The 8,382-nt window shown below is 60.2% G+C and carries 9 protein-coding genes and 1 pseudogene; 1 reads left to right on the top strand and 9 read right to left on the bottom strand.

Going from position 1 to position 8,382, the window contains the following annotated elements; all coding sequences use genetic code 11:
* The coding region (locus NW857_RS03980; RefSeq protein WP_414368009.1) for a hypothetical protein at nucleotides 1-354 on the top strand (354 nt) is incomplete at its 5' end.
* Nucleotides 355-396: 42 nt separating this feature from the next.
* Here NW857_RS03980 and ribB read toward each other — a convergent pair.
* From ribB to NW857_RS03935, 9 genes and pseudogenes are all read right to left on the bottom strand, one after another.
* Nucleotides 397-1,545 (bottom strand): annotated as a pseudogene (ribB, locus tag NW857_RS03975) (3,4-dihydroxy-2-butanone-4-phosphate synthase); the annotation flags it as partial.
* A 123-nt stretch (nucleotides 1,546-1,668) separates the two neighbouring features.
* On the bottom strand, nucleotides 1,669-2,826 hold the full coding sequence (gene moeB / locus NW857_RS03970) for a molybdopterin-synthase adenylyltransferase MoeB (RefSeq protein WP_414334040.1): 1,158 nt from the start codon (nucleotides 2,824-2,826) through the stop codon (nucleotides 1,669-1,671).
* 2 nt (nucleotides 2,827-2,828) lie between these two features.
* Nucleotides 2,829-3,110, bottom strand: coding sequence for a MoaD/ThiS family protein (locus NW857_RS03965; protein ID WP_414334041.1), 282 nt, complete (start codon nucleotides 3,108-3,110; stop codon nucleotides 2,829-2,831).
* 223 nt (nucleotides 3,111-3,333) lie between these two features.
* Nucleotides 3,334-3,822 (bottom strand): M67 family metallopeptidase, encoded by a 489-nt coding sequence (locus NW857_RS03960; protein WP_414334043.1) that lies wholly within the window; start codon nucleotides 3,820-3,822, stop codon nucleotides 3,334-3,336.
* A 149-nt stretch (nucleotides 3,823-3,971) separates the two neighbouring features.
* Nucleotides 3,972-4,253: a DUF6464 family protein gene (locus NW857_RS03955; protein WP_414334045.1), complete on the bottom strand. Its 282-nt coding sequence runs from the start codon at nucleotides 4,251-4,253 to the stop codon at nucleotides 3,972-3,974.
* 121 nt (nucleotides 4,254-4,374) lie between these two features.
* Nucleotides 4,375-5,835 carry an argininosuccinate lyase gene (argH, locus tag NW857_RS03950; RefSeq protein ID WP_414348947.1) on the bottom strand — a complete coding sequence of 487 codons (1,461 nt, stop codon included), beginning with the start codon at nucleotides 5,833-5,835 and terminating at the stop codon, nucleotides 4,375-4,377.
* An 86-nt stretch (nucleotides 5,836-5,921) separates the two neighbouring features.
* On the bottom strand, nucleotides 5,922-6,140 hold the full coding sequence (locus tag NW857_RS03945; RefSeq protein WP_414334049.1) for a hypothetical protein: 219 nt from the start codon (nucleotides 6,138-6,140) through the stop codon (nucleotides 5,922-5,924).
* An 86-nt stretch (nucleotides 6,141-6,226) separates the two neighbouring features.
* Complete coding sequence (locus NW857_RS03940; RefSeq protein ID WP_414368007.1) at nucleotides 6,227-7,867, bottom strand: PP2C family protein-serine/threonine phosphatase; 1,641 nt, start codon at nucleotides 7,865-7,867, stop codon at nucleotides 6,227-6,229.
* A 101-nt stretch (nucleotides 7,868-7,968) separates the two neighbouring features.
* Nucleotides 7,969-8,382 (bottom strand): glycosyltransferase family 4 protein (locus NW857_RS03935; RefSeq protein WP_414368004.1); only part of this gene is annotated, 414 nt, incomplete at its 5' end.

Genomic DNA, 8,382 nt, shown 5'->3' with positions numbered 1-8,382 from the left:
CAGGGCCATTTTTACGTCTTTAACCGCAGCTTTTCTCGGCTGCAGGACGCCATCGACAGTTGCCGCTACGACATGGATCGCGGCTCCCTGATCAGCATTGTGGTGGTGCGATCCCAGAGCTACGAGGTGTGGTCGCAGGTGGGATCCGACATTCCCGTCTTGCCAAAGCCCCTCTTGAGCCCCACGGCCAGGGACTCTGTCTTGCCAGCGCGCCTGGCTCCATCTTTGCCCAAACGTCCTTCCTGGTCGTTCTGGCCTTGGGGATGCAAGGCTTATGGGGTCGAGGACGAACCGGCTGCACCGCGGCCCCTGTTCCACCACACCGCCCGGCCCTACAACGCTCTACAGGCTTAAGCCGGAATGGGTCGCGTTTTCTAGAGAACAGGATGGCTGCACGTGCAAATTGAGATCCGGCTCTTCCACCAGCAAGGGCACCCGCTCGGCCACTTCCAGGCCAAATCCTTTCAAGCCGCTGATGTGGCGAGAGGTGTTGCTGATCAAGCGCATTTGGCGCACCCCCACATCGCGTAGGATCTGGGCGCCAATGCCGTAATCCCGCAGATCCATCGCTGCCGGCGGCGTGGTTTCAGCTAGCCCCAGATCCTGCAGGGCATAGGACTGAATTTGCTGGATGAGGCTAAGCTCCTGCTCTTGCCGGCGCAGGTACACCAGCACCCCCTTGCCCTGGTGGTCGATCATCTTCAGGGCGGCGGTCAATTGGCGGCGGCAGTCGCAGCGCAGGGATCCCAGCGCATCCCCCAGGGGGCATTCCACATGCACGCGCACCAGGACGGGCTCGGCGGCAAATTGGGTCGGATCCCCCTTCACCAGCGCCAGGTGCTCCACCTGGTTGAGGCTGTCGCGGTAGCCGTAGACCTGAAACCGGCCAAACTCCGTCGGCAAGGTGGCAGTAGCCCCCCGATGCACCAGCCGTTCGGTGCGCAAGCGGTACTCGATCAGATGGGCGATGGTGATGATCTTCAAATTATGCTGGTGGGCGAACTCGACCAACTGGGGCAGGCGGGCCATCGAGCCATCCGGGTTTTGGATCTCGCAGATCACCCCTGCCGGGTACAGCCCGGCCAGCAGCGCCAGATCCACCGCCGCTTCTGTGTGGCCGGCCCGTTTGAGCACCCCGCCTTCCCGCGCCCGCAGCGGAAAGACATGCCCAGGGCGACGCAGATCTTCCGGCCGCGTATGGGGGTGGATGGCCGCCTGGATGGTGCGGGAGCGATCGGCGGCGGAAATGCCCGTCGAAACCCCTAACTCTGGCCCGGCGTCGATGCTGACGGTAAAGGCAGTCTGGTTGCTGTCGGTGTTTTGCCCCACCATCAGCGGGATCTTCAGCTCGTCCAGACGGGATCCCTGCATGGCTAGACAAATGAGGCCGCGCCCGTGGGTGGCCATGAAGTTGATCACCTCTGGCGTGGCAAACTGGGCAGCACAGATCAGATCCCCTTCGTTTTCCCGATTTTCGTCATCGACCACGATGACCATGCGGCCACACTTGAGGTCTTCCAGGGCTTCGGGGATGGAGTGAAAGATGGTTTCTGTCTCTGCCGGCAAAGTGGCACTCATGGAAAAAGGGACGCAAAAGGGAGATATTGGGCACAGCCGGCTCTGGGCAGCGGAGCCATCATATCCTGGACCAGGGATCCGGAAGTTGTCTCAGTACTTGGGAATCGAGGGATCGTAAGCCTCAGCCCAGGCGAGGATGCCACCGCGTAGATTTTTCCCCGCGATCCCAGCAGTTTGTAGGATCTTCAAGGCCTTAGCCGAGCGCACTCCACTCTTGCAGTGGACGATCAGCTCCGAGCCATTGAGCAGCTTGCGCACCTGCTCCACCCCATCGCCATTTTCGATTTGCGGCAACGGGATCAGGTGGGCGCCAGGGATCCGACCGATCTCCCACTCGTTGGGGTTGCGCACGTCGATCAACACAAAATCTTTGCCGGCATCCATCCGCGCCTTCAGCTCGGCCACACTGATCTCCGGGATCTCCGCTTGGCTAGCTTGCGCTTGCGGGATCCCGCAGAACTGCTCGTAGTCGATAAGTTGAGTGATGGGCGGGGTGGCAGGGTTCTTGCGCAGCTTTAGCTCGCGGAAGCTCATTTTTAGAGCATCGTAGAGCAGCAGCCGCCCGCTCAGGGTCGTGCCGATGCCCAACAGGATCTTCACAGTCTCCGTAGCTTGAATGAGGCCGATGATGCCGGGCAGGATCCCCAGCACTCCCCCCTCGGCACAGGAGGGAACCAGCCCCGGTGGGGGTGGCTCGGGGTAGAGATCGCGGTAGTTGGGCCCATCCTCGTAGTTGAAGACCGTCGCCTGCCCTTCAAAGCGGAAGATCGAGCCGTAGACATTGGGCTTGCCCGTCAGCACACAGGCATCGTTGACCAGGTAGCGGGTGGGGAAATTATCGGTACCGTCCACGATCACGTCGTAGTTGGCAAACAGCTCCAGGGCGTTGTGGGCCTTCAGAGCGGTGTTGTAAACGTCCACCTGGCAATAGGGGTTGATCTCCAGGATGCGGTTCTTGGCCGATTCCACCTTGGGCTTGCCCACCCAGGAAGTGCCGTGGATCACCTGCCGCTGCAGGTTCGACACGTCCACCACATCGAAATCGACGATGCCGATCCGCCCCACGCCGGCTGCCGCCAAGTACAGCAACAGGGGTGAGCCGAGGCCGCCTGTGCCGATGCAGAGCACCTTGCCCGCTTTCAGCCGCTTTTGTCCTTCCAGGCCCACCTCCGGCAGGATCAAATGGCGAGAAAACCGCTCCATCTCCTCGCGGGAGAGGCTGACTTGGCTGGTGTCCAGGTTCAGCATGGTCAAAGCCCTCCGGCAATAGCAGGAACAATGCTGATGACGGCTTGTTCTCCCACGGGGGTGTTGTCGCCTTGGGTCAAAGTGCGCACGTCCTCGTCATTGAGGTAAACGTTGACGAAATTGCGCAGCTTGCCGTCCTCGGTGTAGAGGTGGCGCTTCAGTTCGCCGTAGCGGGCGATGAGGTTGCGCATCACTTCGCCGACGTTGCTGCCCTCGATCTCAACAGCTTCCAGGTTGTCGGTGTAGGGGCGCAGGGGGGCGGGGATTAAGATTTTGGTTGCCATGGGAGTTCAGGGAAGGATTCTAGCGATCTCTGGTTCATTTTTGAGGTTCCGAGCCGATCTGGCGGACCTACCTGCTTGCAGTTATGTCACCTCTCCAGTTCAGACTACCGCTTTTCCGGCACCACTCACTCTCTCCACACCGGCTTGTCCAACCGGGATCGCAACGGAACTCAGCCCCAGATCTCACCTCAAGCTAGAAGATCAGGGCCACCGACGCCCGGCCCTAGCCGGCCAAAACTGGCAGCGCGGCAAGGGCCGCATCTTCCAAAATTTGCATCGGCTCCCGCTGGGGTTGCTCCTGCTCATCCAAAACCCAACTGACCACCTCTTCTGCTTTGCCCTCGCGCACACTGACGATCACACAGGAAAAGCCCCAAGGAAAGGCGTGCTGCCGATCGAACTCCGAGGGAATAGCCGCATGGTTGGGGTGAGAGTGATAGGTGCCCAGGATCCCCAACCCTCTGCGCACAGCATGGTCGTTGGCCCGCTTGAAAACTGCCGGCTCGATCAAGAAGCGGCGGCGGCTGGATTCTCCGTCTGCTAAGGGGTTTTCAGCTTGATCCCAGGTGTTGGCCGCCGGCCACAGCTCGTGGACGATCTTGTCCGATCCTTTGAGCTCGCCAATTAAAATGCCGCAGCCCTCGTAGGGAAAGGCCTGCTCGCCCTGCTGGCGGATGGCGCGAAGGTGCTCTGCCGAGAGGTGAAGGGCCATGAATCTCGCTTTTGTCGATGGAGTTACCGTTCTTTTATTGTGGCACAAATTGGCCGGGGATCCCTCAACTTGGCTACAGCGGGGTCCTCGACTCGACGCAGCTTGGGGGAGCGCGGCCCGATGGTGCCGACGCCAGCGGTCGGATCCCTCTAATGGAGCGACTCTAGAGTTGGAGCGGGTTTTGGAGCCGCGGCATAGTGGGGGCAGCCCTGGCACGGCCCCCGTGGATTGACGGCGCAGCGCAACCAAGCCGAGTGGGCGCTGAAAACACAGGTGGGATCCCCCAGAGGGGGGCCCAACTCCCCAGCTCGTTGACGGCGCAGCAGCACCACTTGTCGTCGCCAGTCCTGCAAAAATCGGCTGTAGGCGCGTTCTCGCCAGCGACGCTTGGCCGCATTTTCGAGGATATGGGCGGTGAGGTTATCCAACATGAAACGGTCACCCAGAGCAGAGGCCAACAAGCTGGGAATTGTGTTGGAGCGGCTCAGAACCTCAGGATGGCACACCCTGGCGAGGAAAACCCAAACATTGCCAATTCTCGTTGAGATAAGTTTAAATTTGTAGCGTTCCTTCCGAGGGCGCTGGCTGCTGGTGGCGGGCCTGGGCCTGTTGTAGGGCTTCCCGTACTACGGCAAAGCCCGTTCCTCCGGCGCTGCGCCGCGCCGCCACCACCTGGCGGGGATCGATGGCCGCCGCAATGTCCTCCTCAAAAGCCGGGTGGAAAGTTTTCCAGCGCTCCAAGGGCAGATCCTTTAGCAGGATCCCCTCTGCCAAACAAATGCGCACGATCTGGCCCACCAGGTCATGGGCAGCGCGAAAGGGGATCCCTTTGCGCACCAAGTAGTCGGCCACATCGGTGGCGTTGGAGAAATCCTCCTGCACAGCAGCGGCCATGCGCTCAGGCTGAAATTGGATCCCTTCCCGCAGCAGGATGGTCATCGCCTCCAGGCAGGCTTTTAAGGTCTCGACCGTATCGAATAGCCCCTCTTTGTCTTCTTGGAGATCTTTGTTGTAGGCCAGCGGCAGCCCCTTCAAGGTGACCAGCAAAGCTTGGAGATGGCCAAACACCCGCCCCGCCTTGCCGCGCACCAATTCCGGCACATCGGGGTTTTTCTTCTGGGGCATGAGGCTGGAGCCGGTGGCACAGGCATCGGTGAGGACGACAAAGCCGAACTCCTGCGAGGCCCAGAGGACAAGCTCTTCCGAGAGGCGACTGAGGTGAACCAAAATCAAGCTGGCGGCGGTGTGAAACTCCACCAGGTAGTCGCGGTCGCTGACGGCATCCAAGCTGTTGGCGCTGATGCGCTCAAATCCCAGCAGATGGGCAGTGAGCTGCCGATCGATGGGCAGGGAAGTGCCGGCCAAGGCCCCGGAGCCGAGGGGACAGACATTCACCTCTTCCCGCACCCGCCCCAGCCGTTGCCAGTCTCGCCAGAGCATTTCTTCATAGGCCAAAAGGTGGTGGGCCAGGCTGATCGGCTGAGCCCGTTGCAGATGGGTGTAGCCGGGCAGGATCGTCTCCAGATGCTGCTCGGCCAAGTCCAGCAAGACTCCCCGCAGCTCCCAGAGGGCCTGCCGCAGGTGATCGATGTGATCCCGCAGATAGAGGCGCAGATCGGTAGCCACTTGGTCGTTGCGGGAGCGCCCCGTGTGCAGTTTTTTGCCCACCTCCCCCACCAAGGCCACCAAACGGCGCTCGACGGCATAGTGGACATCCTCGGCCTCTGGATCGGGACGGAAGGTGCCGGCAGCCGCTTCCTGTTGGATCTGCTCCAGCCCCTGCCGGATCTGGTCGGCCTCTGGCCGGGTCAGAATGCCGCAAGCGGCCAACATCTGCACATGAGCCAGGGATCCGGCCACATCGTAGGGCAAAAGGCGGATGTCGAAGCCGATGCTGGCGTTGAAGCGGGCGATGGCAGGATGCAGGGATCCCTCAAAGCGCTGGCTCCAGGGGCGTGGGGTAACCGTCGCTGTCGGCTCAGAACTGGGAGAATGGGGAGAAGGATTGACCACCGCTGCAGTTGTGGAAAAAATACAAAAATCAAGAACCGACGGCTAAAACCCCGCCGCCTCAGGCCAACTGGATCCGGCCAGAGCAACTAGTGGGAGCTGGTGATGCTCTTGAGCATATAGCCCACCACGATCCCTATCAAAAGCGCCCAAATTTGGCCCGACTCCACAAAGCCATTCCAACCCTTGCGGATATCGCCCAGTACATCCTGCCGGAACACCTGCCCGACCATCATTTTTGTCTGGAAAGCAGCAGGAGCCGGCAAGTAAACCGAAGTGGTTTCAGACCCAGAGGAAGAGAAGTTCATGGCTATGCCTAAGGTGTAGATAACCGGGAAGCAGGGGAGCCAGCCCTGTACTAGCTAGAGCGTACCCTGAGTTCGAACTTTTTTAGCTATTTTGGCTCAGAGTCGGGCAACACCTTCAACACCACCAGTGTGGTATCGTCCACAGGCTCAGGCCGCAGGGAAATCTCATCTTGCAATAGCAGCTCTGGATCGTCCGGCGGCAACAGGGTCAGAGGAGGGGATCCCTGGCGACCTCGGAAAGCATCCATCTGCTCAAACAAGCTCTCCAAGATGTCTTCGGGGGAGTCGTAGCGACAGGCAGCATGCTGGATGGCATCCATGAGCCCAGAGGTTTCCAAGCGCTCCCCGCGGCTGTTGGCAGCCTCGGTGTAGCCGTCGGTGTAGTACACCACCACATCTCCGGGTTGCAGTTGCACGCAGCTTTCCGAGTAGTGGCTGTTTTCCTCCAAGCCGATCAGCGCCCCTTCTGTGTCCAGGGGTTGAATCTCGCGGGTGCGGGCCTGCCACCACAGGGTAGGGTTGTGGGCCGCGTTGCTAAAGCAAAGGCGATGGGAGTGGGGATCGTACTCTGAATAAAACAGGCTGATGAAGCGATTGGAGTGCTCCAGGTCGCTGTACATGGCCCGGTTCAGATGTTGCAGAACGCGGGCTGGGGAATGACGGTTGAGAGCTTCTGCCCGCACCATGGCTCGGGTCATGCTCATCAACAGGCCGGCGGGCACCCCTTTGCCCATCACATCCCCAATGACGATGGCCAGCTTTTCAGATGAGGGTGGAGAGGCAGCCGGATCTGATTTTTCTGGAATCTTGATGAAATCGTAGTAGTCGCCTCCCACTTTGCTGGCCACACGGCAACGAGCTGCCAGGCGAATGCCTTTGACTTGCGGGTACTCCTGCGGTAGCAATTGAGCCTGGATGTAAGAGCCGATCTCCATTTCTTTTTCTAGGGCCACTTTGCGGCGCAAGGCTGCCGTCAAGCGGTCGTTTTCGATGGCCACGCCTGCCTGATCGGCGACCAGGCGCAACAGTTGTTGGCGGCGTTCATCCCAGTGGTAGCCGGGCTGACGGCTGAAGACGTACAAGCGACCCTGGACAGAGTTGCGGATCAACAAGGGCGTGCCGAAGAGGCGCACATCTGGCCCTAAGCTCTGGCGAAACCGCTCGTCCAACAGGTGTTCGAGGGCAGGGATTTTGACGGACAGGGATCCCGCCGTCTTGAGCATGGGCTCCTGAGCCGAGAGGGTTTGGGCAATCTGCTCCATCTCAGCCCGAATCTGTTCGCGGTGGTGGAGATCCGAGCAATGCAGTTGATCCAACTGAATGGTGCCGTTGGGGTTGAACAAAACCAGGGCTCCGCCTTCGGCATCGGTCAGTTGGCTGGCCACAAAAGCCGTCAGCTCCAGGATCTGATTCAAGTTGTTAAAGGAGCGGAGGGCAAAGGCTAACCACGCCAGCAAATACTGCATCCGATACTGGTCTCTCCCCATTGCCACCCGATCCGGCATTGCAGGGGCAGGCACAATGGCAGGCTTGACCTCCGGCAGCTCCACCTCATCAGACGTAACGCCAACCGGATCCGGGCTGGCCTGAGCTGAGCGTAAGTCGCCCGAGTTCTCCAGGGAGGGAACTGGAGGATTGGGGGGCAAATCCTGGCCAAGCAAAGGCTCCGACCACGAGGAGCCGGATAGCTGTGCCGAAACGGCCTTTTGGGGGCTGTGAGCATCCATCGGGAAGGCTGGCGTTAATCCCTTGGAAACGTAACGAAACAGCTTAGCAAAAATATCACAAGCTCTACACAAAAGTTCTGCCTCGCTTTCGACTTCCTCCTTTAGGCCCGGCGATGCTGACGGGATCCCTGGCACAGCTCCCGGTAGAGCTGTTCCACCCGACTGATGTTGTGGCTGAGGGTATAGCGTTCCAGCACCCGCCGGCGGGCCTTCATCCCCAGCAGTTGGGTAAACTCCCGTTGATCCCGCAGCAAAGGCAGCAGGGTTTGCAGCTCCGCCGTCACCCGTGTCGGATCCAACAGGATCCCGGCTCCATCCGCCAAAACCTCGCCATCGGCGCCCACATCGGTGGCCACCGCCGCCAGCCCGCAGGCCATCGCCTCCAGCAAGGACAAAGAGAGCCCCTCGATCAAAGAGGGCAAAACAAACACATCGGCCCCGCGCAAGATCTCGATGCGCTGCTGCTCGTCGGCAATATACCCCAGCCAGTGGATCCCATGTTGAAGGGTATAGAA

Source organism: Synechococcus sp. H55.9 (assembly GCF_047462355.1).
In the GTDB taxonomy this organism is placed as follows: domain Bacteria; phylum Cyanobacteriota; class Cyanobacteriia; order Thermostichales; family Thermostichaceae; genus Thermostichus.
This window is presented reverse-complemented; position numbering and strand designations above follow the sequence as displayed.

Bases quoted from the DNA above. Each gene is read 5' to 3' on its own strand.
- moeB (WP_414334040.1), bottom strand. From the start codon at position 2,826: ATGCTGAACCTGGACACCAGCCAAGTCAGCCTCTCCCGCGAGGAGATG.
- NW857_RS03965 (WP_414334041.1), bottom strand. From the start codon at position 3,110: ATGGCAACCAAAATCTTAATCCCCGCCCCCCTGCGCCCCTACACCGAC.
- NW857_RS03960 (WP_414334043.1), bottom strand. From the start codon at position 3,822: ATGGCCCTTCACCTCTCGGCAGAGCACCTTCGCGCCATCCGCCAGCAG.
- NW857_RS03955 (WP_414334045.1), bottom strand. From the start codon at position 4,253: ATGTTGGATAACCTCACCGCCCATATCCTCGAAAATGCGGCCAAGCGT.
- NW857_RS03945 (WP_414334049.1), bottom strand. From the start codon at position 6,140: ATGAACTTCTCTTCCTCTGGGTCTGAAACCACTTCGGTTTACTTGCCG.
- NW857_RS03940 (WP_414368007.1), bottom strand. From the start codon at position 7,867: ATGGATGCTCACAGCCCCCAAAAGGCCGTTTCGGCACAGCTATCCGGC.